Genomic DNA, 25,173 nt, shown 5'->3' on the forward strand with positions numbered 1-25,173 from the left:
CGCCCTCGATGCCGGACGGGAAGGGGCACCGCACATGCCGATGCACTACCCACCGCTCGCCGACGGCACCTACCGCTACGGCGACCCGCCGCAGCCCCTGCCCTCACCCGTGCCCGGCCCGGACGCCGACTCCCCGCCACCGCAGCCCCCGTTCCCGGCCCATGATGGCGGTTCCGGCGCCGGCCCACCGCCCGACGCGACCCCGCCGGGGTCCCGCGCTCGCGGTGGCCTCGCGACCGCGGCGGTGTTCGGGGCGGCGGCGCTCGTCGTCGTCGTGCTGGGCGTCCTCCTCTCCGGCGTGATCCCCGGCCCGTGGTCGGACACCGGCTCCGACACCGGCCGCGGCACCGACGCCGCGCGCGGACCGATCCCCCAGCTCCTCCCACCCCCCGAACGGGCGCCCGGATCCGCGACGTTCGCCGTCGACGGCTCCTTCACCGTCGTCTCCACGCCCGCCGACCCCGTCTCCGGCGACGACACCGGCTGCGACCTGCCCGTCTCCCTGTCCGACATCGGCGAGGGCACCACCATCACGCTCCTCGAGGGCTCGACGTCCGTCATCACCACCGCCCGGCTCGCCTACTCCGGCGGCGACCTGGCCTCGTGCACGTTCACGTTCGGGTTCCCCGACGTCCCCGCCGGCGGCTCCTATTACGTGGTGGAACTGCCCGGCCGCGGTCAGCTGACCTACACGGAGGACGAGCTGCGCGCGGGCGTCGACATCACCCTGGGCAGGTGAGCGGCGCGGCGCGCGGGCATCGCGTCGGTCGCCGCGGGTGTGTCGGTGAGCGCGGATAGGGTGGGGGACGGCGGCCGCGCGCGGCCGGCATCGGTGCCGACGAACGGTGACGACGACGAGACGGGAGGTGCCCGGAACGTGAGCGACGACCCCGGACCGGAGCCTGCCGACGAGCCGTTCGGTGGCTACGACGTGGAACGCCTCGTCTCGGACATCGACCTCGACCCGTTCCTCGGTCGGCGGCACGACCCGTTGGCCGAACCGCTCGACGAGCCCGTCGAGGTGGGCGCGCAGGCGCCGCCGCTGCTCGCGCTGCGCGACCTGCTCGCCGACGACCGCTTCCCCGACCTGTTCGCCCGCGCGCTCCGCGCCACCGACCCCGACTTCCGCGAACTGTTCCCCCGTGACGCCACGCCCGTGCTCCGCGAGTTCGTCCGCGCCATGACCTGGGCGTTCGAGACCACCGAATACGCCCACGGTGACCGGTCGAAGGTCGAGGAGGTCGTCGAGTTCGCCCGGCACCTCGGCGCCGACCACCGCAAACTCGACCTCGCGCCCCGCCACCACCAGCGCTTCGGCGAGGCGCTGACCCACACACTGCGTCACCTGGCCGGACGCGGCTGGGACGATCGGCTCGAGACCACGCTCGCCACCGCGTACCGGGTGCTGTCGACCGCCCTCCAGCAGGGCGCGGCCGCCGGCGAGGGGCCCGCGCGCGTCGGCGCCACCGTCGTGGAGGTGCTGCGGCCCACCCGCGACGTCGTGGTGGTGCGGCTCCTCAGCGACGTGATGGTCGACTACCACCCGGGCCAGTACCTCAGCGTGCTCACGCCCTACTCCCCCGGCGTGTGGCGGCGGCTCAGCCCGTCGATCCCCGCGAACCCGGCCGGGCAGATCGAGTTCCACATCCGCGACGTGCCCGGCGGCGCCCTCAGCGGCTCGCTCGTCCGCAGCGTCGGCGTGGGCGACCGCTGGGTGCTCGCGCGGCCGCTCGGCCTGCTCGAGGTGGACCGCTCCGAGCCGTTCCGTGACGTGCTCATGATCGGCGGCGGCACCGGCATCGCCCCGCTGCGCTGCCTGCTGCTCGACATGATGCGCCACGGCCACAACCCCCGAGTGCACCTGTTCTACGGGGCCCGCTTCCCCGGCGACCTCTACGACCTCCCCACGCTCGTCGACCTGGCCGCGACCGCCCCGTGGCTGACCATCCAGCCCGTCGCCGAGGAGGACGAGGACCCCTGGTGGGCCGGGCCGCGCCAGGAGTTGCCCCGCACGCTGCACCGTCGGCAGACCGGGACGCTGGTCGAGGCGGTCACGCAGTGGGGGTCGTGGGCCGACCGGCAGGTGATCGTGTCGGGGTCGCCGGAGATGCTGCGCGCGACCGTGCGCGGCCTGGTCGCGGCGGGCACTCCGCGGGAGAACATCAGCTTCGACCGGCCCTGAGCGGCGTGTGGGCGGCGCGGCGTGCCCCGCCCCCGCCGGCACCGCCACCCGCCCCGGTGCCGGTCACCGGGCGCGCCCCCGCCACCGTCGAGAAGACAGTTCGGCACACATCGGCCGAGAGCGGGCGTGCAGAAGTGTCTTCTCGATGAGGGGGCTGAGAGACGCCACCCGGCTCGCGCTCTCGCCCGGGTCAGCGGCCCGCCGTGCCCGCTCACGCCCCGCCCGCCGAGCAGAGGAATTCGCCTGGATCGGCCGAGTAGGCGGTGTGCGAATTCCTCTGCTCGGCGTGGAGGTCCGGTCCTCAGGTCCCGCCAACGTCCCCGGCCGGTTCGCGCTGTCGCCCGGGTCAGCCGGTCGCCGTGCCTGCGACGGTCGTCTCGTCGCCGGACATGTCGTCGCCGGACGTGTCGTCGCCCGCCGCCTCTCTCCCGTCGGTCTCGTCGGTGGTCGAGGTCGACGTCGCGGTGGTCGACGTGGTGACGGTGGTCGTGGCGCCGGTGGTGGTGGTCTGGCTCGTCCTGCTCGTGCTCGTGGGACTCGTCGACGACGTGGTCGAACTCGTCGCGACGTCGCACGGCTGGAACACGCGGCGGAACCGGTCCGGGACGCCGAGCTGCTGCAGCTGTTCACGGCACACGTCGGACGTCGGCTCGGCGAGGAACTGCCACGAGTCGTCTCGCCACGAGAACAACTCCAACTCACCGCTTTCCCGGGTGACCAGCAGGAAGCGCCCGTCGCACTCGCGGACGGTCGTCCCGCGGCCGAGCTCTCCGGCGATGAACTCCGGGGTGCAGCGCTCGGTGGCGCTGGGCGGGCCCGTGGTGGTGGGCGTGGTCGACGTCGTCGTCCGCGACGTCGTCGGGGTGGTGGTCTGCGTCGACGTGGTGGGCACCGCGACCGGCTCCTCGTCCCCGCCGGTCGCGGTGAGCAGCCAGATCACCAGCGCCGCCACCAGGGCGACCGCCAACAGGACGGCGGCGATCATCCAGGGCGTCGACCCGCCGCCGCCGTCGCCGTCGTCCCAGGGATCGCCGTCGTCGGGCGGGACATCGCCGGGCGGGGGCACATCCCCGGTCGGATAGGCGGGAGGCGTCGGGGACCCCGCGGCGTTGGCGGCACCCGCCGCGCCGGCGGCCCCCGCTACACCGGCCGCGCCGGCTGCACCCGCGGCGGGGCCTGCGGGGTACTGCGACCAGGCCGCGCTCGACGTGCCGCCGCCGACGGGCGGGAGGTGTTCGGTGGCCGGGTCCGCGGGCGGGAGCTGCTCCGTCGGCGGGTCGACCGGCGACAACCGCTCGGTGGGCGCCTCGCGGTCGTCCGGGTCCGGAGTCGCGGGATCGTCGCCCCGGCGTGGGCCGCCCGGTCCGCTCACCGCGGGACCTCCCCGCGCGACTCCTCCGTGACACGCCCGTTGGCCAGAACAGGGATGACCTTCCGGATGTCGGTGACCTCGTCGTGGTCGACCTCGACGACCATCAGCCCCGCGCCGGGGCCGGCCTCGGCGCGCACGGTCCCGTCCGGCCCGACGAGCAGCGAATGCCCGACGCCGGTGGGTGCGCCGCGCTTGACCTCGACACCCTCGGCGGCCGGGTCCGCCTGGCCCACGGCGAGCAGGAAGGTCGTCGAGTCGAGCGCGCGCGCCCGGGCGAGCAGCCGCCACTGGTCGACCTTGCCCGGGCCGGCGCCCCACGACGCGCTGCACAGGGTGAGGCGCGCGCCGGCGGACGCGAGCGCTGTGTACTGGCCGGGGAACCGGATGTCGTAGCAGACGCTCAGGCCGACCCCCACGCCGTCGACCGTCACCACGCGCGTCGCGTCGCCGGGCTCGACGGTGTCGGACTCCGCGAATCCGAACGCGTCGAACAGGTGGATCTTGTCGTAGCCCGTGTGGATCTCGCCGCCGCCGGTCGGGCCCGTGACCAGGAGGGTGTTGCGGACGCGGCCGCCCTGGCCGGGCGTGAACATGCCGACGACGACGAGGACATCATGCTCTCGCGCGGATTCGGCCACCGCGGTCGCCCACGGGCCGTCGAGGGGTTCGGCGATCTCGTCGAGTCGACCGGCCCCGAACGCGCGCATGGTGGCCTCGGGGAACACCACGATGCGGGCCGACTGCGCTGCGGCCTCGGCCACCGACTCGCGGACCAGTCGGAGGTTGTCCTGCGGGTCGCGTCCGGTCAGGATCTGGGCGGCGGCGATACGCACGGCGGTCCTCCTCTGGCTAAGGGCTGGCGGTACGAGCACGACGGTACCGGTGGCCTCCGACGCTACCCGCGGCCCGCGGTGCCCCTCGCCCGAGACGGCGACAGGCCGTCGCCGCACGCTCCCACGCCCACCACGCCGCCAGTCCGACCGCGAGCGACGCCGCCCAGGACAGCCACGGGTGCCCCGCGTCCCGGATCGGCGGGTACACCAGGAAGTGGGTGAGATAGATGAACAACGACGCCGCCGCGAGGGGCGTGACCATCCGTGCCACCGGCCGCGGCAACCGGACGGCAGGGATCCAGATCAGGGCGAGGATCCCCGCGATGATCACCAGTTCCCGGGCGGGATGCCCGAACCAGCCCGGCACGCAGACGACCACCACCGCCGCGCAGACCACGCGCGCCCACACCGCCGCGCCGCGCGACCCCCGGGCCGCACCGGCGTGCTCGGCGCGCGCCACGACCCACCCGAGCCCGAACAGCCAGAGCACCGCCGGCGCGGAGTACCACACGTGCGGACCGCCACCCAGGTCGACCACGCCGTAGCGCACGAGCAGACCGAGGGCGATCAGAGCGGCCGGGACGGCGAAGGGGCGGCGGCAGTCGAGACGACTCACCGCGGGCACGGCCATGACCGCGGCCACGAGCAGCAGCAGGTAGACGGAGGCCTCGACGAACCACATCTGCCAGGGATTCCACCACCGGTCGTCGGACCAGGACCGCGGTCCCAGGACGTGCGTGGCCAGCAGCGGCGAGTACCAGTGGTAGCGGCTGGTGAACGGGGTGACGATCAACAGCCACACGACGGCCGGCAGCGCGATCCTCGACGCGGTCCGGAGGACACCGCGGGCCCGCTCCCCCGCGCCGCCCGGGTTCAGACGGAAACGTGCCAGTGAGTATCCGACCAGCGCGATGAGGACGTGCGCGCCGCCGTAGACCTCCATCGCCCGCGTGTGCCCGCCGACGATCGTCAGGATGAACACCGCGCGGAGGACGATCGAGGTGTCCATGCGCGCCCACGACCGCCACGGTCGCCGGCGCGACGGCGGCTCCGGTATTCGTGCGACGGTGATGCCGTCGAGTTCCGCGAGCGGACGCAGATGCCAGTCCCGCGGTAGCCCGGGGACGCGCTGCTCGAGTCGCGCCGAGAGCACCACATAGGTCAGAGAATCGCCCCCGAGGTCCACGAACGTCGCGTCGGGCGGGCATGCGTCCAACCCGAGAGCGTCCGCCACCAGCGCACTCGGGGGTTCGGTCTCGGACCCGCCGGGAGCTCGGGACCGCTGCGCGACGAGCGCGCGCAGGGCCGCCTGGTCGACCTTGCCGGCGGCGGTGCGGGGGTAGTCGGCCACGACGAGGACGTCCACCGCCGACGGGGGGAGCCCCGACGCGGTTGCGGCCGCGGCCGCGACCGGCGCCGCGACCGCCGCCGAGGCGTCCGGCCGCTCGCGGGTGACCACCACCAAGCGGTCCGGCTCACCGACGCACGAGACGTCGAACCCCCGGTCGGCGAGGATCGATTCGACCCGTCCCAGGTCGATGCGGTGACCGAAGATCTTGGTCTCGCGACCCATCCGCCCGACGATCTCCACGAGGCCGTCCTCGGCGATCCGGGCGAGGTCTCCCGTCCGGAGCTCCTCGAGCTCGGGGCCCCGGCCGAGATCGGCGGGCGTCGTGGCATACCCCATCATCACATTGGGTCCGCGGTAGACGAGCTCGCCCGGCTCGTCGATCCCGGCTCCGCGCGGACGGTCCACGCGGAACTCACCGCCGGGGATCGCGATGCCGACCGCCTCCGGGCGCGTCCGCGCGAGGTGGGCGGGCAGGTATCCCATCCGCGCCGTGGCCTCGGTCTGGCCGTACATCACCACGAGCTCGGCGCCCCGGGCCTCCAGATACGAGGCCACCCGACGCACCGCGTCCGGCGCCAGCCGACCGCCGGCCTGGGTGAGATAGCGCAGGCGGGTGAGACCGTCGAGTCGCCCCAGGCCCACCCGTTCCAGGAGCTCCACGGTGTGCGGGACCGCCGCGAACGTCGTCGCCCCGTGGGCGGCCGCGCGCTCCCAGAACGCCGGCCTCGAGACCGAGTCGGTGTTGAGGATCACCCCGGCGCCGGCGAGCAGGTGACTGTGCAGCACGGACAAGCCGTAGCAGTAGTGCGGTGGCAGGGTCGTGATGGCCCGATCCGTCGGCCGGATGCGCAGGTACTCGACGATCGACGCCGCATTGGCCAGCACCGCCGCGCGGGACTGGCGTACCAGCTTGGGCGTGCCGGTCGACCCCGAGGTGCTCATCAGCAGTGCGAGGTCGTCGTGGAGGTCGTACCGCGGCGGCGCGGTGTGCACGCCGCGCGGCACCGGGGCACCGTCCCCCGCCACGAGATCCGGCGGCCACGCGGCGAGGATCGCGTCGGCGGCGGGCCCCTCCGGGGGCAGGAGCATCACCACGTGGCCGGCCTCGTGGGCGGCGAGGTAGTCCACGAGGAAGGCGAGCGTGTTGGCCGCCATCAGGCCGATCAGCCTGCGCCCGCCGGAGACCTGCGGGTAGTCGGCCGCTCGCGCTGCGCACATCCGCGCCAGCGCCGAGTAGGTGATCTCGGTCCCGTCCGCCACCACGGCGACCGCGCTCGCTCGCCGCGCGAACGTGGAGACCACCCCGAGCGGTGCCGGGCGCCGATCCGTCGGTGTGGCCGTCACGACGGGCCCCCGGACACCCGGCCCACCCCGACCACGGCGAGACTCACCTCGTCGCCGATCTCGGGAGCGTCCTGAGGCCGGCACCGCGCGACGATCCGGCGCTCACCGCGCACCTCGACCTCACACCGCACCGCCGACCCGAGGAAGCGTGCATCACTGACCACGCCCTCGACCCCGCTGGCCCCCATCGGCCCCAGGACGACCTGCTCGGTCCGGACCGTCAGCGAGACGAGCCCGTTCACCGTGGGGTCCGGGACACGGACCCCACCCAGTTCCGTGGATACGATGCCCGCCCGGCCGTGACCCGACAGATGGACGACCTCCCCGAAGAACTCGGCCGTCGCGTCATCGGCGGGGCGCAGGTAGACCTCACGGGGTCGGTCGACCTGGACGAACGCACCCTCCCGCATCACTGCGACACGGTCGGCGAAGGACAGCGCCTCCTCATGGTCGTGCGTCACCAGCAGGGTGGTCACCCCGCCCGCCCGGAGGACCTCCGCCACCCCGGTACGGATCGCGGACCGCAGTCCGGCGTCGAGCGCGGAGAAGGACTCGTCGAGCAGCACGACGTCCGGGGACTGCGCCAGCGCCCGCGCCACCGCCACGCGCTGCTGCTGACCCCCCGACAGCTGGTCAGGTCGCAACGACGCCATACCGGGATCGAGGGACACCCGTCGCATCAGGACGGACACCCGCTCCGTGGTCCGTTCACGCCGCTTCAGCCCGAACCCGATGTTCGCGCCCACCGTGAGGTGCGGGAAGAGCGCACCGTCCTGGGGCACGTAGCCGATGCGGCGCCGGTGGGCGGGGACCGACCGCCGCCCTACGAGTTCACGTCCGCCCAACCGGACGGACCCGCTGTCCGGGTGTTCGAAGCCGGCGATCACCCGCAACAGGGTCGTCTTCCCGCACCCGGACGGCCCCACCACCGCCACCGAACCACCTGCGGGGACGTCGAGGTCCAGATCACGGAGAACCCGACGTCCGCCGAACGACTTCGCCACACCGCGCACCGCGAGATCCCCCGGGCTCCCCTGCGTGGTCATCGCCCACCCGCCGTCGCCTGCCTCAGGAGGAGGTACGTGACGGGCGCCGACATCACGATCATGATCGCCGCGAACGGCGCGGCCGCCGCATAGTCAAGATCAAGGCTCAAACTCCAGAAACGGGTCGCGAGGGTGCCGGTTCCCGCCGGCGAGAGCAACAGTGTCGCGGTCAACTCGTTGACGACGGCCAGGAAGACCAACGCGAACGCGGCGAGCATCGAGGGCGCGGCGCGCCGCAGGGTGATCGTGACCACTGCGTTCAGCGGCGGCCGACCGAGAGCCCGGGCGGCCTCCTCGAGTCGCTCCGGAGCCTGGGCGAGCCCCGCCCGCAGTGTCACGAGCGCACGCGGGATGAACAGGACGACGTAGGCCGCCAGCACCAGGGCCACCGTCTGGTACACCTGCGGCAGCACACGGATGACGACCGTCGTCAGCGCGAGCGCGACGACGATGCCGGGTATCGAGCTGGCGACGTAGTTCGCGGCGTCCGCCACACGGGAGAACGCGCCGGGGTGACGTACCGTCAGCCACGCCACGGGCAGAGCGAGGAGGACACATCCGGCGGCGCCGTACACCCCGTACCCGACCGACTGCGCGAGCGCCTCGCCCAGTCCCGCGTCGACCCAGGCCTCGGCCCCGCCCACGAGCAGCCACCGCATCACCACGACGAGCGGCACGCCGAGGGAGGCGCCGACCACCCCCGCGCACGCCGCGAGCGCCAGCGGCGTCCACCACCCGAGTCGGACCCGGTTCCGGCGCCTCGCCGCCCCCGCGCCGACCCGGGCGTAGCGGGCACGGCCGCGGGCACCCGCCTCCGCGGCCAGCAGGAACAGGCACAGGATTACCAGGACACCGGCCAGGGCGCCCCCTGCGGCCGAGGCGTAGGTCGACTGGTACTGCTCCACGATCGCGGTGGTGAAGGTGTCGAACCGGATCATCGAGAACGCGCCGTACTCGGCCAACAGATGCAGCGCGACCAGCAGCGCGCCCCCGAGCACGGCCAGTCTGAGCTGGGGAACGACCACCCGCAGGGCCACCGCCACACCGGACAGGCCCAGCGAGCGCGCCACCTCCTCCTCGGCCGGGTCGATCCATCTCAGGGTGGCCGCGGCCGGGAGGTAGACCAGCGGGAAATACGCGGAGACGGCGATGAGCACGCCTCCTCCCAGGCCGCCGAGCGAAGGGTCCACCCCGAGCCACGCGTAGCTGGTGACGAACGCGGGCACCGCGAGCGGAGCGGCCAGGAGCACACCCCACACGCGACGACCCGGGAGGTCCGTACGTTCGACGACCCATGCCGCGGCGACCCCGATCACCACCGTGAGGGGGACGGTCACCACGACGAGCCCGACGGTCGACCAGAAGAGGCGGGCCACGCGCTCGCGGAGCACCAACTCCGCCAGGCGCGCCGGACCGAGGTCCGCCGCGAGCCACGCGACGTACCCCACCGGCAGGAGCAGGAGAAGTGTCACCGCCCCCGCGACGAGAAGCAGCGGCAGCGGTGGGTGGCGACGCCGGGGCGGGACCGGCCCGGGTGGCCGCGTCCGGGCCGCCGCGGACCCCGACCCGTCATGCGAGCCACCCGCGACGACGCGGGGCGGCGTGATCACGTCCACGGGCTCAGGCCAGTCCGACCGAGGTCAACAGGTCGGTCACCGCCGGCCCGTTCAGTCCTGCCGGGTCCACGACGGGTGCGCCGAGCTCCGCGAGGGGAACCAGGTCCTCGTTCGCCCCGACGCCCGAGGCCACCGGGTACTCGAACGAGGAGTCCCGGATGATCTCCTGCCCCGCCGCGGACGTGATGAAGGCGAGGAACCGCTGTGCGTCCTCCGCGTGAGGGGCGTTCGCGAGCACGCCACCCCCGGAGAGGGAGACGAACGATTCCGGGCCGCCGTTCCGGAAGTAGTGCTGCCCCACGTTCTGCGAGGACTCGCCGGTCCCGGCCCGATCTCCGAAGAAGTAGTAGTGGTAGATCACCCCGCCGTCGATCTCGCCGTTGTTCACCGCGGCGAGGACGGGTTTGTTCCCCTTGTACGTCGAGAAGCCACCGTCCGGACGCCGGAGGGACTCGAGCCACCGACGAGTCTCCTGCTCCCCGGACATCTCGAGGGCGGCGGACACGATCGCCTGGAAGTCCGCTCCCGCCGGAGCGGCCCCCCACCGGCCCGCCCAGCGCGGGCTCGACAGGTCCGAGAACGAGGTGGGCAGCTCGTCCTCGGTGACCGCCGTGGTGTTGTAGACGAACACGGTCGACCGGGCGGCGATACCGACCCAGTCCCCAGTGGACGGCCGATACTCCGGAGGCACCTGGCCGACGGTCTCGTCTGCCACCGGTGCGAGCAGGCCCTCGCGAGCCACCATGGAGATGGCCGGAGAGTTCTCGGTCAGGTACACGTCGGCGCGGGAGGCGTCGCCCTCCGCGACGAGCTGGTTGCCGAGGTCGAAGTCGCTGCCGTTGCGCAGCTCGACCTCGATGCCGGTTTCCCGGGTGAACGCGTCCGCCAGCTCGCGGGAGAGCGACTCGTGCTGCGCGTTGTAGACGATGACCGCGTCATCGCCACTGTCCAGACCGCATGCGGACATCGAGATCGCCATGACGGACACGAGAGCCGCCGCGAGGGATCGGGTGCGAGACGTTCGGGCGCGCAGGGTCACGGGTGGCCTCTCGGAGAGCAGAGTCGATAGTTCCGAGACACTAGCATGTGGTTAGCCTTCCCTCACTTGCCGTGAGGGGCCTAGTTGTACTGACCACGGACGTTGTGTCACTGGTCGGCATGGCGGGCTGACATAAGGAAGACCTCCGTGTGAGGTGTGAAAGCGACAAAGCAACCACACTCACAACGGAGGTCTTCATGTCCCACGGTAACGCCCCGCTGACTCCGACGGGCAGGCTGCGTCTGGCCCGGTGTGTCGTCGAGGACGGCTGGACCCGTGTCCGTGCTGCCGAGCGGTTCAACGTCTCGGTGGGCACCGTGCGCAAGTGGGTCAACCGGTATCGCGAGTACGGCAAGGACGGCATGGTCGATCGCTCCAGCCGGCCCCACCACAGCCCGGGCCGGACACCGCGGCGGCGGGAGCGGCGGGTGATCGGCCTGCGCGTGTCCCGCCGGTGGGGGCCGGCCCGGATTGCCTACCACCTGGGCATGCAGCCCTCGACCGTGCACAAGATCCTGTCCCGCTACGGCTGTCTGCGCCTGTCGTTCACCGACCCGGCCACCGGCGCCCCGGTGCGTGCCGGCAAGCGGCAGGTGCGCCGCTACGAGCACGAGGCACCGGGCGATCTGGTGCACGTGGACATCAAGAAGCTCGGCCGCATCCCCGATGGCGGTGGTCACAAGGTCCTCGGCAGAGCCAAGGGAAAGCGCAACAGCAAGCGTCGAATGGGCTACTGGTACATCCACAACGCTGTCGATGACCACTCGAGGCTGGCTTATAGCGAGCTGCTGGAAGATGAGCGCAAGGAGACCGCGGCCGAGTTCTGGAAGCGGGCCGAGGCCTTCTTCGCCGATGCCGGTATCACCGTGCGCCGGGTCCTGACCGACAACGGCAGCTGCTACCGCTCCCATGCCTTCGCCGACGCCCTCGGAACCGAGGTCACGCACAAGCGCACTCGCCCGTACCGGCCGCAGACCAACGGCAAAGTCGAGCGCTACAACCGCACGATGCTCGAGGAATGGGCCTACGCCGAACCCTATTCCTGCGAAGCCGACCGCGCGGCACGTCTACCGGCCTTCCTGCACCACTACAATTTCCACCGCGGCCACACCGCGCTAAGAGGCGCCTCACCCGCAGACCGCGTACACAACCTGCGTGGACAGTACACCTAGTCCTCGCGGTCGCCGCGCTGGTGGCGCGGGCGCCACACGACGACCGAGGTCGAGCGCGGCACGTGGACCAGCTCGCCGCCGGCCCGGCCGCCCGTGCCGGCGCGGCGACGCAGTTCGGCGTTCTCCTCGACCAGCTCGGACACTCGGCTGCGCAGGGCGTCGACCTGATTGGTCAGCTCCATGATGCGTTTGATGCCGGCGAGGTTGACGCCCTCCTCCTGGCTCAGGCGCTGCACCTCGCGGAGCATGGCCACGTCCCGCAGGGAGTAGCGTCGCCCGCCGCCGCTGGTGCGTTCGGGTGTGACGATGCCCAGGCGGTCGTAGGTGCGCAGGGTCTGGGCGTGCAGGCCGGACAGTTCGGCGGCCACCGAGATCACCAGGACGCTGTCGTCGGGCCCCAGCTCCCCGACGTCCCGCCGGGGGCTCATGTCGCCCCGGCCCAGCCCGACCGGGGATCGAAGCCCGCCGCACGCAACGCGTCGTCGTAGGCGGCCAGCTCGGCTTCGGCCATCCCGGCGGGGGGCGTGGCCACCCGGAGGGTGACCTTGAGGTCACCGGTTCCGGTTTTGCTCGCGATTCCGCGGCCGCGCACGCGCAGAATCTGTCCGTCGCGCGAGCCTGCGGGGATCTTGACGGTCACCCGCCCGGTGAGCGTCGGCACGGACACCTGCGCGCCGCGGACCAACTCGGGGTACGACACGGGCAGGTCCACGAGCAGGTCGGAGCCGTCGCGGTCGAATACCGGGTCCTTCTGGACGGTGACGGTGACGTAGAGGTCGCCGGACGGGGCGCCGCGGAAACCGGCCTCGCCCTGGCCGGAGAGCCGGATGCGCTGACCGTCCTGGACTCCGGCCGGGACCTTGACGTTGATGGTGCGGGTGCGGTTGGTGACGCCGCTGCCCGAGCACTCGGGGCACGGGTCGTCGATCTTCGAGCCGGTGCCTCCGCAGTCGGTGCAGGGCTCGGCGAACCCGAACGCCCCTTGGTTGCGCTGGGTGACGCCCGCGCCGTGGCAGGTGCCGCAGACCCTGGGGCTGGTACCGGGCCGCGCGCCGCTGCCGTGGCAGGTCAGACACGGCGACGGCGAGGACAGCTTGATCTGGACCGTCTCACCGAGAGCGGCCTCGCGGAACGACAGGGTCAGAGCGGTCTCGACGTCCTGGCCGCCGCGCGGGCGCTGCGCTCGGCTCCGGCCGCCTGCGCCGCCGCCCGCTCGGGCCTGGTTGAACAGGCCGCCGAAGAGATCGGAGAATCCGCCGGCGCCGCCGGGCCCTCCCCCTCCGAACAGGTCACCGAGGTCGAAGTCGCTCGTGGTGGTGTAGCTGCCGCCGCCGGGCGTGAAACCACTGAACCCGCCGGAGGAGACCTGCGCACGGAACGCGTCGTACTCCTTGCGTTTCGCGGGGTCGCCGATGACGTCGTTGGCCTCGCTGATCCGCTTGAACTTGTCCTCTGCGGCCGCGTTGCCGGGGTTGGAGTCCGGGTGGTTCTCGCGTGCGAGCTTGCGGTAGGCCCTGCGGATCTCGTCCTGGCTCGCGGTCTTGGAGACGCCCAGTTCGGCGTAGTAGTCCTTCTCGACCCATTCGCGCTGACTCACCAGACGCCTCCTTTCCTCAGATCTCGTATTCTCTCAGGTTCCCCGGCGCGGCCGGGGTCGGGTCGGCGTGCGGGCACGGTCTAAAGACCTGTGGTCGGTCCGCGCCCGCACGCCGGGGTGAGAGCCGGGTGGCTCAGCGGACGATCACCATCGCCGTCCGCAGGGTCCGCTCACCGTGGCGGTAGCCCTTGCGCAGGATCGTGCCGAGGACGGGCTCGGAGCCGTCGGACTCGTCCTGCACGGCCTCGTGGATGGCGGGGTCGAACGCGTCGCCCTCCTCGCCGAAGGCCTCGACCCCCTGCGAGGCCAGCAAGGCGTGGACCTTGTCGGCGAAGACCTTGAGCGGCCCCTCCTCCAGGTCCCCGTGCTCGCGGGCCCGGTCGAGGTCGTCGACGATCGTCAGGAGCTCGGTGAGCACCGAGCCCTTGGCGGTGTCGATGATCGACTGGCGGTCACGCTCGACACGGCGGCGGTAGTTGGCGAACTCCGCCGACACGCGCTGCAGGTCCGCGGTCCGCTCGTCGAGCTGCGCCTGCAGCGCCGACGTCGGATCGTCGTCCCCGCCGTCATCGGCCCGGTCGCCGTCCGCTTCGGTGGCGGTGCCGTCGGCCGCGGTGTCGTCGGCCGCGGCCGGGCCGTCGGCGGGGGCGGTGCCCTCGTCGACGACCTCGGCCTCCACGGTCTCCGCGGCGCGCTGCGTCTCGTCGTCAGCGCCGGCCCACGCGGCGGTCTCGGCGGCGTCGCTCTCCTCGGGGCGGGTCACTTGGACTCACCCTTTGTGTCGTCCTCGTCGACCACCTCGGCGTCGACGACGTCGTCGTCGGCCGCGTCACCGGTCGTGGCGTCGCCGGCCTCTGCACCCTCGGCCGCGGAGGCCTCGTAGATCGCCTGTCCGACGGCCTGGGCCTCGGTGTTGACCTTCTCCACCGCGGACTTGATCGCGTCGACGTCCGAGCCCTCGAGCGCGGTCTTGGCGTCGGCGATCGCGGCCTGGAGGGACTCCTTCTTGTCAGCCGGGATCTTGTCCTCGTTCTCCGAGACGAACTTCTCCGTCTGGTAGATCGTGGACTCCGCCTGGTTGCGGGCGTCCGCCTCCTCGCGACGCTTGGCGTCCTCGGCGGCGTGCTCCTCGGCGTCCTTGATCATCTGGTCGATCTCCTCCTTGGAGAGGCCGGAGCCCTCCTGGATGATGATCGTGTTCTCCTTGCCGGTGCCCTTGTCCTTCGCGGTGACGTGGACGATGCCGTTGGCGTCGATGTCGAAGGTGACCTCGATCTGCGGCACGCCGCGCGGCGCCGGGGCGATGCCGGCGAGCTCGAAGGAGCCGAGCAGCTTGTTCTGCGCGGCCATCTCACGCTCACCCTGGAAGACCTGGATCTGCACGGACGGCTGGTTGTCGTCGGCCGTGGTGAAGGTCTCGGACCGCTTGGTCGGGATGGTGGTGTTGCGCTCGATGAGCTTGGTCATGACGCCACCCTTGGTCTCGATGCCCAGCGACAGCGGGGTCACGTCGAGCAGGAGCACGTCCTTGACCTCACCGCGGAGCACGCCGGCCTGGAGGGCGGCGCCCACGGCGACGACCTCGTCCGGGTTGACACCCTTGTTGGGCTCCTTGCCGCCGGTGAGCTCCTTGACCAGGTCGGACACGGCCGGCATACGGGTCGAGCCGCCGACGAGCACGACGTGGTCTATCTGCGAGACCGAGATGCCGGCGTCCTTGATGACGGCCTGGAACGGCTGGCGGCAGCGGTCGAGCAGGTCTTGCGTGATGCGCTGGAACTCGGCGCGCGAGAGGGTCTCGTCGAGGAACAGCGGGTTCTTGTCCGCGTCCACGGTGATGTACGGCAGGTTGATCGAGGTCGACTGACCCGAGGACAGCTCGATCTTGGCCTTCTCGGCGGCTTCGCGCAGACGCTGCAGCGCCATCTTGTCCTTGGTCAGGTCGATGCCGTTCTGCGCCTTGAACTTGTCGACCAGCCAGTCGACGATCCGCTGGTCCCAGTCGTCGCCACCGAGGTGGTTGTCACCGGAGGTCGCGCGGACCTCGACGACGCCGTCGCCGATGTCGAGCAGGGAGACGTCGAAGGTGCCGCCACCGAGGTCGAAGACCAGGATGGTCTGCTCCTTGTCACCCTTGTCGAGGCCGTAGGCCAGGGCGGCGGCGGTGGGCTCGTTGACGATGCGCAGGACGTTGAGGCCGGCGATCTGGCCGGCGTCCTTGGTGGCCTGACGCTGGGCGTCGTTGAAGTAGGCCGGCACGGTGATGACGGCGTCGGTGACGTCCTCACCGAGGTAGGACTCGGCGTCCCGCTTGATCTTCTGCAGAATACGGGCGCTGATCTCCTGCGGGGTGTAGTTCTTGCCGTCGATGTCGCTGGACTTCCACTCGGTGCCGATGTGACGCTTGACCGAGCGGATGGTGCGGTCGACGTTGGTGACGGCCTGGTTCTTCGCGGGCTGACCCACGAGGACCTCGCCGTTCTTGGCGAACGCGACCACCGAGGGGGTCGTGCGTGACCCCTCGGCGTTGGCGATGACGTTGGCCTCGCCGCCCTCGAGGACGGCGACGCACGAGTTGGTGGTGCCGAGGTCGATACCGACTGCACGTCCCATGGTGATCTCCTTTTCTGCTTCGCGAGCGCGAACTCGTCTTAAGTGGACCCGGCTCAAGGGCCGGGCCGCGTGACTCCACCCTGCCTTCCGGCCACCGGAGGAGTCAACCCGACTTGAGTCCGGTGGGCTGAGGTTTCTCGCCCCGTACAACTGACGGTCTGCGGGATCCATTCCCGGGGTGAGTCAACTCACAGTAGAAGATGAGTCGGTCCGACTCAACGACAAGAGCGTCCCGGCACCCCGCGGTGGGCGGAGGCGTCCGGAACGCTCGGTCTTCGGGGAAAGGACAAGGACGACGACGACGACGAGGTGCGCCGTCCGCCGGCACCGGGCGATCACCCCCTGTGCCGGCGCACTCCCCGGTCTAGATCACGCCCTGGGCGAGCATCGCGTCGGCGACCTTGCGGAACGCGGCGATGTTGGCGCCGGCGACGAGGTCACCCGGGACGCCGTACTCCTCGGCGGTCGCGGCCGCGGTGGCGTGGATGGTGGTCATGATCCGGTCGAGCTCGGAGTCCACGCGCTCGAAGTCCCACTGCAGACGACCGGCGTTCTGCCGCATCTCGAGACCGCTGGTGGCCACACCGCCCGCGTTGGCGGCCTTGGCGGGCCCGAACAGGATGCCCCGCTCGTGGATCACCTCCACGGCCTCCTCGGTGCACGGCATGTTGGCACCCTCCGCGATCACCCGGCACCCGTTGTCCGCCAGCGTCCGGGCCGCGTCGCCGTCGAGCTCGTTCTGGGTGGCGCAGGGCAGCGCGATGTCGCACTCGACCTCCCACACCGACCGCCCCTCGACGTACGTGCAGTTGCCGCGCTCCTCGGCGTACGCCGTGAGGCGTGCGCGACGCACGTCCTTGATGTCGGAGAGCAGGTCCAGATCCAGCCCGTCCTCGTCGAGGATGTAGCCCTGGCTGTCCGAGCAGGCCACGACGGTCGCGCCGAGCTGGGCGGCCTTCTTGGCGGCGTAGATCGCCACGTTGCCGGAACCGGAGACCACCACGCGTGAGCCCTCGAGGCTGTACTCGGTGTCGCGGAGCATCTCGCGCACGAAGTAGACGAGCCCGTAACCGGTCGCCTCGGTGCGGGCCCACGACCCGCCGTACCCGACACCCTTGCCGGTGAGGACGCCCGCCTCGTTGCGGCCGGTGATCCTGCGGTACTGCCCGTACAGGTAGCCGATCTCGCGTCCGCCCACGCCGATGTCGCCCGCCGGCACGTCGAGGTCGGCGCCGATGTGGTGCGCGAGCTCGGCCATGAACGACTGACAGAAGCGCATGACCTCGGCGTCGCTCCTGTCGTGGGGGTCGAAGTCCGACCCGCCCTTGCCGCCACCCAGGCCGAGGCCGGTGAGGGCGTTCTTGAAGACCTGCTCGAAGCCGAGAAACTTCAGGGTGTCCTCGTCCACGGACCGGTGGAAGCGCAGGCCGCCCTTGTACGGGCCGAGGTCGGAGCTGAACTGCACGCGGAAACCGCGGTTGACCTGGACGACCCCGTTGTCGTCGACCCACGGGACACGGAAGGAGATCACGCGCTCGGGCTCGATGATCCGCTTGAGGATCCCGCCCTCGACGTACTCGGGGTGCTGCTTGACCACGGGTGCGAGCGACTCCAGCACCTCGTGGACCGCCTGCCGGAAGAGGTGCTGTCCGGGATTGCGTCGCACCACGGTCTCCAGCGCGTCATGTAGTGCGGCGTCAGCGTCGGACATGGGACCTCCGGTCGATAAGTCTTTGGTGATGACGCATGCGTCGTTGCCGAAGAGGCAGCCTAGCGGCAGGGGCGGCGATTCTCCGACTCCCCTCCCCTCCCGGAAACCGCCAGGCGATTCTCACTAATCACACGTGTCACACTGGACTCACTAATCACAGGTCCGTAATCTCACCGGCATCATCCCGAGCCGCGATCGGTCGACCAGCGGTCGTCCATCTGTGCATCACGGAAGGCCATCATGCGCATCACCTCGAGAATCGCCGCCGTCGCCGCCGCAGCGGCGCTGGTGGTCACCGCGTCGCCCGCCGGCGCGGACCCCTCCGCCACGCCCCCCGCACCCGCTCCCTCCGCCGCGCAGCCCGCCGCGGCGGAGGCGCTCCCCGTCCTGGCCGACGCCCTCGCGCCGCAGCTGACCTCGCTCGTCGAGGCACTGCGCCGCGATCTCGGCCTCACCCCTGAGCAGTTCCTGGCCCAGGCCGGCATCGGCGAGCGCCTCGCCGAGGCGCGACCCCACTGGGAGCAGCGGTTCCGCGACGCCTTCGGCGGCGTCTGGCTGGATGACGAGGGCACCGGCCTGGTCGGCGTCGTCGCCGGCCCGGCCGGCGACCGCCTCCGGTCGGAGGCCACCGAGGCCGGGTTCACCGTGCAGGACGTGGCGCTCACCACAGCTGAGCTCGATGCCCGCGAACGACAGGTCCGCAAGGTCGTCGAGGGCATGCCCGAGGACCTGCAGGAGCTCGTCACCGCCGTGCGCGTCGACCCCACCCGCAACGCCGTGGTCGTCACCACCCGCGGCGGCGAGGCGGCCCAGCTGGGCAACCTCGACGCCCGACTCCGCGATCTCGCCGAGATCGACATGATCGAGGCGCCCGACCCCCGGTGGGACACCGCGCCGTTCGGCAGCGAGGGCGGCGGGCAGTCCGAGGGGACGCCCACCGTCGACGGACTCGAGCCCGCCACCACCCGCACGGGCGCCGCCACCGGCGAGCGGCTCGACGCCCAGTCGGCGCCGGGCAGCGGGGCCGGCGCCTCGGGATCGCTCGGGAGCCTCGGCCTCCTCAACGAGGCCGGCCTCGTCCCCGAGGGGCCGCTGCGCACGGTCGTCGACCTCCTCGCCGGACTCACGCCGGGCACCGGCTCGATCATCGACGGCATGAACGAGACCGTGCCCGCCCAGGCGACCCCGGTGCCGGAGGACCGACGCCGCGCCATCCAGTCCGTGCCCGCCCCCGCGGGTCCGGTCGTGGGCGGTACCGCCTACCAGGTGCGCGTCCCGGACGGGATCCTCGAGTGCTCCACCGGGTTCAACGGGGAGCTCGACGGCAAGCCCGTCGTCGTCACCGCCGCCCACTGCGCCGGTGCCGACGGCACCCGCGCGGCCCTGGCCGACGGCGAGGAGTTCGGCACGATGACCGCTACGCAGCGCGAGGGCGTCGACACCGCCCTGATCGCTGTCGACGAGGACGCCGCGGACCGGTTCCGTACCAACCTCGTCGGCACCGGCGACGACAGCACCCAGGCGATCGTCGGCACGGCGGCGCCGGTCGTGGGCCAGAAGGCCTGCAAGACCGGATTCCGCACCGGCTTCTCCTGCGGCACCATCTCCCAGGTCGGGGCCCAGATCGACGTGGCTGGCACCCGCACGATCGAGGGGGCTTTCACCGTCGACCTGTGCGCCCTGCCCGGCGACAGCGGCGGAGTCGTCTTCTCCGGCGACCGCGCCCTGGGCATCTCGAGCGCGTCCAACGTCGCCGACACCGGCACGTGCGCCAACGCCGACACCGTCGCCCGCGCCGCCGGGTTCACCCCGCGGTTGTCGGCGGTCCCGATCGCGGACGTCCTGGCCGCCCATCCCGGGCTGACGCTGCGCACCAACTGAGCATTAATACGACACGCGGGCCCCGCCTGCGAGTGGAGCCTGCTCCGGTTAGGGCAGCCTCAACTCGGCATGCGGGGCCCGCGTGGCTTACCTTTGACCTCGACACAGTCGACGGGCGCCCACAGGGGTCTATGAGTGCTCGTGCGTCGAGAAGTGCGACGAAAGGCCGCGAACCATGTCAGGCGTGACCATCACTCTCGGGACGATCGGCGTCCTGCTCAGTCTGTTCTGCTGGGCCTCGTTCATCGGCGGCGTCACCCGCATGGTGCGCGGCCTCTTCCTGGGGCAGAAGGACGGATTTGACCGCTTCCGGCCGATCCTTCCCCGGCTGAAGAATGTCATCGTCGAGGTGGGTGCCCACACCCGGATGGCGCGTAAGCGCTCGGTGGGCTTCTTCCACTGGTTCGTCATGGTGGGCTTCATGCTCGGAGCGATCGTCTGGTTCGAGGCCTACATCCAGACGTTCAACCCGCGCGGCGGCTGGCCCTGGCTGTCCCAGCAGTCCTGGTACCACGTCATCGACGAGTTCCTGGGCCTGGGCACCGTCATCGGCATCACCGCACTCATCATCATCCGCCAGGTCAACCAGCGTCGCGGTCTCAACCGCTTCGTCGGCTCGGACCGCAAGTCCGCCTACTTCGTCGAGACCGTCGTGCTCCTCGAGGGCCTGGGCATGATCTTCGTCAAGGCCGGCAAGCTCGCGCTGTACCGCGCCGACGGCCAGGACTTCCACTGGGCCACCGACTGGGTCTCCGGCCCGCTCTCGACCATCCTGCCCGCCAACGAGCTGATGGTCTCGATCTTCGCGCTGGTCAAGCTGCTCACCGGCATGATCTGGCTGTACGTCGTGGGCCGCAACATCACGTGGGGCGTCGCCTGGCACCGCTTCTCCGCGTTCTTCAACATCTACTTCAAGCGCGAGGCCGACGGCCGCACCGCGCTGGGCGCCCTCAAGCCCATGACCATGGACGGCGTCCCGCTGACCATGGAGAAGGTCGAGGAGCTCACCGAGGAGGACGAGGACTTCGAGCCCAAGCTGGGCGCCGGTGCGATCGAGGACTTCTCGTGGAAGGGCTGGCTGGACTTCACCACCTGCACCGAGTGTGGCCGCTGCCAGGAGCAGTGCCCCGCGTGGAACACCGGCAAGCCCCTGAGCCCGAAGCTCATGATCATGTCGCTGCGCGACCACGCGACGGCGAAGGCCCCCTACCTGCTCGCCGGTGGTCAGACCACCATGGGCGAGGAGACCGGCCTGGTCGACGCCGAGGGCAACCCGGACGAGGCCAAGCTGGCCAAGATCCCCGAGGCCGCCCGCCTCGAGGCCCAGCGTCCCCTGGTCGGCCACACCACCGCCGACGTCTCCGACGACCCGACGGCCGCGGGCATCATCGACCCCGAGGCACTGTGGTCCTGCACCACCTGTGGCGCCTGCGTCGAGCAGTGCCCGGTGGACATCGAGCACGTCGACCACTTCATCGACATGCGCCGCTACCAGGTGCTCATCGAGTCGGAGTTCCCGACCGAGCTCGCCGGCCTGTTCAAGAACCTCGAGAACAAGGGCAACCCCTGGGGCCAGAACAATTCCGGTCGTGACGAGTGGATGAACGCCCTCGACTTCGACATCCCGGTGATCGGCAAGGACGTCGAGGACTTCGGCGACACCGAGTACCTGTTCTGGGTCGGCTGCGCCGGCGCCTTCGAGGACCGCGCCAAGAAGACCACCCAGGCGGTCGCCACCCTGCTGCACACCGCCGGCGTGAAGTTCGCGGTGCTCGGTCAGGGCGAGACCTGTAACGGTGACTCGGCCCGCCGCGCGGGCAACGAGTTCCTGTTCCAGATGCTCGCCGAGCAGAACATCGAGACGCTGAACAACGCGTTCGACGGCGTGCCCACGTCGCACCGCAAGGTCGTCGTGACCTGTGCGCACTGCCTCAACACGCTGAAGAACGAGTACGGACCGCTCGGCGGCGAGTACCAGGTGGTCCACCACACCCAGCTGCTCAACCGCCTCGTGCGGGAGAAGCGCCTCATCCCGGTCGCGCCGATCGACGGCAACGTGACCTACCACGACCCGTGCTACCTCGGCCGCCACAACCAGGTGTACGAGGCCCCGCGTGAGCTCATGGACGGCTCGGGCGTGACCCTCAAGGAGATGCCGCGTCACGGCCAGCGCTCCATGTGCTGTGGCGCCGGTGGCGCGCGCATGTGGATGGAGGAGACGGTCGGCAAGCGCATCAACATCGACCGCGTCGACGAGGCGCTGTCGACCTCGCCCTCCAAGATCGCCACGGGCTGCCCGTTCTGCCGCGTGATGCTCTCCGACGGTGCCACCGCCCAGACCGACGGCACCGATCTCGAGGGGCAGGTCGAGGTCGTGGACGTCTCCCAGCTGCTGCTGGAGTCCATCTCCCGTGACGGCGGTCTGCCCGATCCCCGCGAGCCCCAGTGGCTCGAGCAGCCCAAGCGGGAGAAGACGACCGCGGAGAAGGAGGCCGAGCAGGCCGAGCGCGACGCCGCGGAGGCCGAGCGGGCGTCGGCTGCTGCTCCCGCGGAGGCGAAGACCGCCGAGGCCGCGCCCGACAACACCGTCATCGACGAGGGCGAGGGCGCGGAGGTCGCGGCCGCCGGTTCCGGGGGCGCGGTCAGCGCCGCCGAGGCCGGGCCGTCGGCCGCCGACTCGAAGGGTGCGCCGAAGTCGGGTGGCCTCAAGCTCGGTGGCGGAAAGGCCCCGGGTGGCGCGAAGGCTCCCGGTGGGGCGAAGGCGCCGGGCGGAGCCAAGGCACCCGGTACCGCGACGGCCGGCGCCGCCGCGGTCGAGGAGCAGTCCGCGGTGAAGGACGCCGAGCGCACCGAGGAGACGCGCGAGGCGGCCCAGGGTTCGGCTCCGGCCACCTCGGGCGCGCCCAAGGCGAGCGCCGGCGCTCCCAGGTCGGGCGGGCTCACGCTCGGCGGAGGCAAGGCGAAGGCCCCCGGCGGCGCCAAGGCTCCGGGCGGGGCCAAGGCCCCCGGTGGTGCCAAGGCCGCGGCCGCTGAGCCGTCCGCGGGCGAGTCGGCGGCAGCGCAGACCGCTCCGGCCGAGTCCGCCTCCGCCGAGTCCGCGACGGGCGACACCGCGTCCTCGGTCGAGGCCGGGACGACCGCTCCCGCCAAGCCGACGGTCGGCCTCGGGCTCAAGGGCGGCGCCAAGGCCCCGGGTGCGCCCAAGGCGCCCGGCGCGCCGAAGGCCGCCGCCAAGGCCCCTGCTGACGCGGAGCCCGCTGCCGAGAAGCCGGCCACCGAGAAGCCGGCCACCGAGGAGACGGCTGCCGAGGACGCCCCCGCCGAGGCGACTGAGGCGTCCGCGACCGACGTGTCGGCGACCGACGAGGCCGAGGACCAGGGCACCGACTCCGGTGCCGAGGCGTCGGCGCCCACCAAGGGCGGTGCCATCCCCAAGGCGAAGAAGTCCGGCGGCTACGGCCTGTCCCTGGGCTGACCCAGCCGGAAGCCACCGCGGCCCGTGATCACAGCGCTGATCACGGGCCGCGGTCTATTTCGCCTCGCGCGGAAGAGACCAACTACCGGTCAGCATGTGTGGTACGTCTCCTGGACCCGGTACACCGGAGTGTCGAGGCCCTCCATCCGAGCCTTGAGTTGCAGCGCGAGGTACTTGGAGTAGTGCCGCGACTGGTGCAGGTTGCCACCGTGGATCCACAGTTGGTCGACGTTGGTCGGCTTCCACATGTTGCGGAGCTCGCCCTCCCACGGCCCTGGATCACGGGTGGTGTCAGAGCCGTAGCCCCACACCTTGCCCACCCGATCCGCGACTTCCTGGGACACGAGGTCCACAAGCCACTGGTTCATCGAGCCATACCCGGTGGCGTAGACGATGAGGTCTGCGGGCAGCACGCGCTCGCCGTCGAGTTCGACCCCGTCGGGCAGGATTCGTGACACCTGCCCTCGCTCCAGGGCCACCTCGCCGTCGATCAGCAACTGGCTGGCGCCGACGTCGATGTAGTATCCCGACCCGCGTCGCAGGTACTTCAGGAAAAGCCCTGACCCGTCCTCGCCGAAGTCCAGGTCGAACCCGACAGCGCGAAGCTTGTCGTAGAACTCGGAATCCTGCTCGGCCATCTGCTCGTAGACGGGGATCTGTGCGCCGGGGAGCAGCCGGTACGGCCAGGAGGCAAACAACATGTCCGCCTTTTCAGTGGTCACCCCGGCCTCGAGCGCCTCCTCAGAGTAGAGCGGGCCAAGAGCCAACGACATCAGCGATTCACTCCGGGAAATATGAGTGGACGAGCGCTGCACCATCGTCACCTCGGCGCCGTGATCCCACAGCGCGGCACAGATGTCATGGGCGGAGTTGTTAGAGCCGATCACCACGGCTCGCTTGCCCGCGACATCACCTTCGCCAGTGAACTCCGACGAGTGCCACTGCTCTCCTGTGAAGTCCTCCGCGCCCTCGAAGCGCGGGATGTTGGGGTAGCCGGACACCCCGAGCGCGAAGATGAGCTGGGTTGGCCTGAGCTCGACTTTCTCGCCATTCCGATCGACCCGAACCCGCCAGGTCGACGTCGCCTCATCGAACTCGGCCCCCAGGCACTCCGTGCCCGACCAGTAGTCGAGGTCCATGATCGCGGTGTAGTGCTCGAGCCAGTCCCCGACCTTGTCCTTAGCGGGGAAGACCGGCCAGTCGTCCGCGAACGGGATGTAGGGCAGATGGTCGTACCAGACCGGATCGTGCAGGTGCAGCGACTTGTAGCGCTTGCGCCACGAATCCCCGGCGCGTTCGTTCTTCTCGATGACGATCGTGGGTACGCCCAGCCGCTTGAGTCGGGCCGCAAGCCCGATCCCGCCCTGGCCGCCCCCGATGATCACCGCGTAGGGCTGCTCGGTGTAGCCGAGATTCTCCTGCCGATCGGCCTTCTGCTCGAGCCATGTCCGGCGGCCGCGCGTGATGACGTGCTCGACGCCCTTGTCGCGGTCGCGGCCCTTCTTCTCCTCGTGCCCTTTGAGTTCTTGCAGCGTGGTGAGCAGAGTCCAGGCACGGCCGTTGCGCAGCCTGAGATGGCCCCAGCCGCGACCCGACGCGGTCTCGAAACGGATCCACGCCTCGGCCACATGGTCGGCTGTGGTCGCGGACTCGTCGAGAGTCCAACTCGAGGGCGAGACTGCGGTGAGCTGGGCATCAAGCATCTCGCGGATCTCGTCCCGGCCTTCGAGCGTGCGGATGTTCCAAGTGAAGGACACGAAGTCCCGCCAGCATCCGTCGGCCTCGAACAGCTCGGCCGCTCGCTCCGTGTCACCCGCGCTCAGCGCCGCACCGAACTCGTTCAGCCACGTCTCCACCATCTGGTCTGCGTTCGCATCGCCAGCCTGCGCAGACGTTTCCGCCGTATGGGTCATCTCCACTCCTTCGCTCTGCTGTAGCGTT

Annotated in this window: 17 protein-coding genes; 5 read left to right on the plus strand and 12 right to left on the minus strand. The window is 71.2% G+C overall.

From position 1 onward, the window contains the following. Nucleotides 1–34 precede the first annotated feature (34 nt). Both C3V38_RS03785 and C3V38_RS03790 read left to right on the plus strand, forming a co-directional pair. Nucleotides 35–739 (plus strand): hypothetical protein, encoded by a 705-nt coding sequence (locus tag C3V38_RS03785; protein ID WP_106385126.1) that lies wholly within the window; start codon nt 35–37, stop codon nt 737–739. A gap of 138 nt (nt 740–877) precedes the next feature. Beyond that, nucleotides 878–2,182, plus strand: coding sequence for an FAD-binding oxidoreductase (locus C3V38_RS03790; RefSeq protein WP_106386358.1), 1,305 nt, complete (start codon nt 878–880; stop codon nt 2,180–2,182). Nucleotides 2,183–2,528: 346 nt separating this feature from the next. Here the strand turns inward: C3V38_RS03790 and C3V38_RS17535 are convergent, their stop codons facing one another. The 6 genes from C3V38_RS17535 to C3V38_RS03825 all read right to left on the minus strand — a co-directional run bounded on the left by C3V38_RS17535 (nt 2,529) and on the right by C3V38_RS03825 (nt 10,723). Continuing rightward, nucleotides 2,529–3,554, minus strand: coding sequence for a hypothetical protein (locus C3V38_RS17535; protein ID WP_063973821.1), 1,026 nt, complete (start codon nt 3,552–3,554; stop codon nt 2,529–2,531). After that, nucleotides 3,551–4,387 (minus strand): carbon-nitrogen hydrolase family protein, encoded by an 837-nt coding sequence (locus C3V38_RS03805; RefSeq protein ID WP_063973822.1) that lies wholly within the window; start codon nt 4,385–4,387, stop codon nt 3,551–3,553. Before C3V38_RS03805 ends, C3V38_RS17535 begins: the two co-directional genes overlap by 4 nt. A gap of 16 nt (nt 4,388–4,403) precedes the next feature. After that, nucleotides 4,404–7,082: an AMP-binding protein gene (locus C3V38_RS03810; protein WP_129591163.1), complete on the minus strand. Its 2,679-nt coding sequence runs from the start codon at nt 7,080–7,082 to the stop codon at nt 4,404–4,406. After that, the gene (locus C3V38_RS03815; RefSeq protein WP_063973824.1) at nt 7,079–8,128 is read right to left on the minus strand and encodes an ABC transporter ATP-binding protein; all 1,050 of its coding nucleotides are present in this window, start codon (nt 8,126–8,128) and stop codon (nt 7,079–7,081) included. The genes C3V38_RS03810 and C3V38_RS03815 overlap by 4 nt, the downstream gene beginning before the upstream one ends. Then, nucleotides 8,125–9,627: an iron ABC transporter permease gene (locus C3V38_RS03820; protein ID WP_063973903.1), complete on the minus strand. Its 1,503-nt coding sequence runs from the start codon at nt 9,625–9,627 to the stop codon at nt 8,125–8,127. Before C3V38_RS03820 ends, C3V38_RS03815 begins: the two co-directional genes overlap by 4 nt. A 121-nt stretch (nt 9,628–9,748) precedes the next feature. After that, nucleotides 9,749–10,723 (minus strand): iron ABC transporter substrate-binding protein, encoded by a 975-nt coding sequence (locus tag C3V38_RS03825; RefSeq protein WP_129591164.1) that lies wholly within the window; start codon nt 10,721–10,723, stop codon nt 9,749–9,751. A 257-nt stretch (nt 10,724–10,980) separates the two neighbouring features. Here C3V38_RS03825 and C3V38_RS03830 point away from each other — a divergent pair, with 257 nt between their 5' ends. After that, nucleotides 10,981–11,955, plus strand: a complete 975-nt coding sequence (locus C3V38_RS03830; protein WP_106385127.1) for an IS481 family transposase — start codon at nt 10,981–10,983, stop codon at nt 11,953–11,955. Here C3V38_RS03830 and C3V38_RS03835 read toward each other — a convergent pair. The 5 genes from C3V38_RS03835 to gdhA all read right to left on the minus strand — a co-directional run bounded on the left by C3V38_RS03835 (nt 11,952) and on the right by gdhA (nt 17,876). Next, nucleotides 11,952–12,383 (minus strand): heat shock protein transcriptional repressor HspR, encoded by a 432-nt coding sequence (locus C3V38_RS03835; protein WP_063973826.1) that lies wholly within the window; start codon nt 12,381–12,383, stop codon nt 11,952–11,954. The genes C3V38_RS03830 and C3V38_RS03835 overlap by 4 nt on opposite strands. Then, the gene (dnaJ, locus tag C3V38_RS03840) at nt 12,380–13,552 is read right to left on the minus strand and encodes a molecular chaperone DnaJ (protein WP_063973827.1); all 1,173 of its coding nucleotides are present in this window, start codon (nt 13,550–13,552) and stop codon (nt 12,380–12,382) included. The genes C3V38_RS03835 and dnaJ overlap by 4 nt, the downstream gene beginning before the upstream one ends. Nucleotides 13,553–13,685: 133 nt before the next feature. Next, nucleotides 13,686–14,315 carry a nucleotide exchange factor GrpE gene (grpE, locus tag C3V38_RS03845; protein ID WP_063973828.1) on the minus strand — a complete coding sequence of 210 codons (630 nt, stop codon included), beginning with the start codon at nt 14,313–14,315 and terminating at the stop codon, nt 13,686–13,688. Continuing rightward, the gene (gene dnaK / locus C3V38_RS03850) at nt 14,312–16,165 is read right to left on the minus strand and encodes a molecular chaperone DnaK (protein WP_063973829.1); all 1,854 of its coding nucleotides are present in this window, start codon (nt 16,163–16,165) and stop codon (nt 14,312–14,314) included. The genes grpE and dnaK overlap by 4 nt, the downstream gene beginning before the upstream one ends. Nucleotides 16,166–16,529: 364 nt before the next feature. Then, nucleotides 16,530–17,876: an NADP-specific glutamate dehydrogenase gene (gene gdhA / locus C3V38_RS03855; RefSeq protein WP_063973830.1), complete on the minus strand. Its 1,347-nt coding sequence runs from the start codon at nt 17,874–17,876 to the stop codon at nt 16,530–16,532. Between the two features lie 240 nt (nt 17,877–18,116). On the opposite strand from gdhA, the gene C3V38_RS03860 reads away from it, so the two are divergent. After that, nucleotides 18,117–19,757 (plus strand): S1 family peptidase, encoded by a 1,641-nt coding sequence (locus C3V38_RS03860; RefSeq protein WP_063973831.1) that lies wholly within the window; start codon nt 18,117–18,119, stop codon nt 19,755–19,757. Nucleotides 19,758–19,932: 175 nt separating this feature from the next. Further along, nucleotides 19,933–23,232: a (Fe-S)-binding protein gene (locus C3V38_RS03865; RefSeq protein ID WP_063973832.1), complete on the plus strand. Its 3,300-nt coding sequence runs from the start codon at nt 19,933–19,935 to the stop codon at nt 23,230–23,232. Between the two features lie 89 nt (nt 23,233–23,321). On the opposite strand, the gene C3V38_RS03870 is transcribed toward C3V38_RS03865, so the two are convergent. Next, nucleotides 23,322–25,145: an NAD(P)/FAD-dependent oxidoreductase gene (locus C3V38_RS03870; RefSeq protein WP_106385128.1), complete on the minus strand. Its 1,824-nt coding sequence runs from the start codon at nt 25,143–25,145 to the stop codon at nt 23,322–23,324. Between the last annotated feature and the right edge of the window lie 28 nt (nt 25,146–25,173).

Origin of the sequence: Dietzia sp. oral taxon 368 (assembly GCF_002999155.1) — a bacterium.
GTDB lineage: Bacteria > Actinomycetota > Actinomycetes > Mycobacteriales > Mycobacteriaceae > Dietzia > Dietzia cinnamea.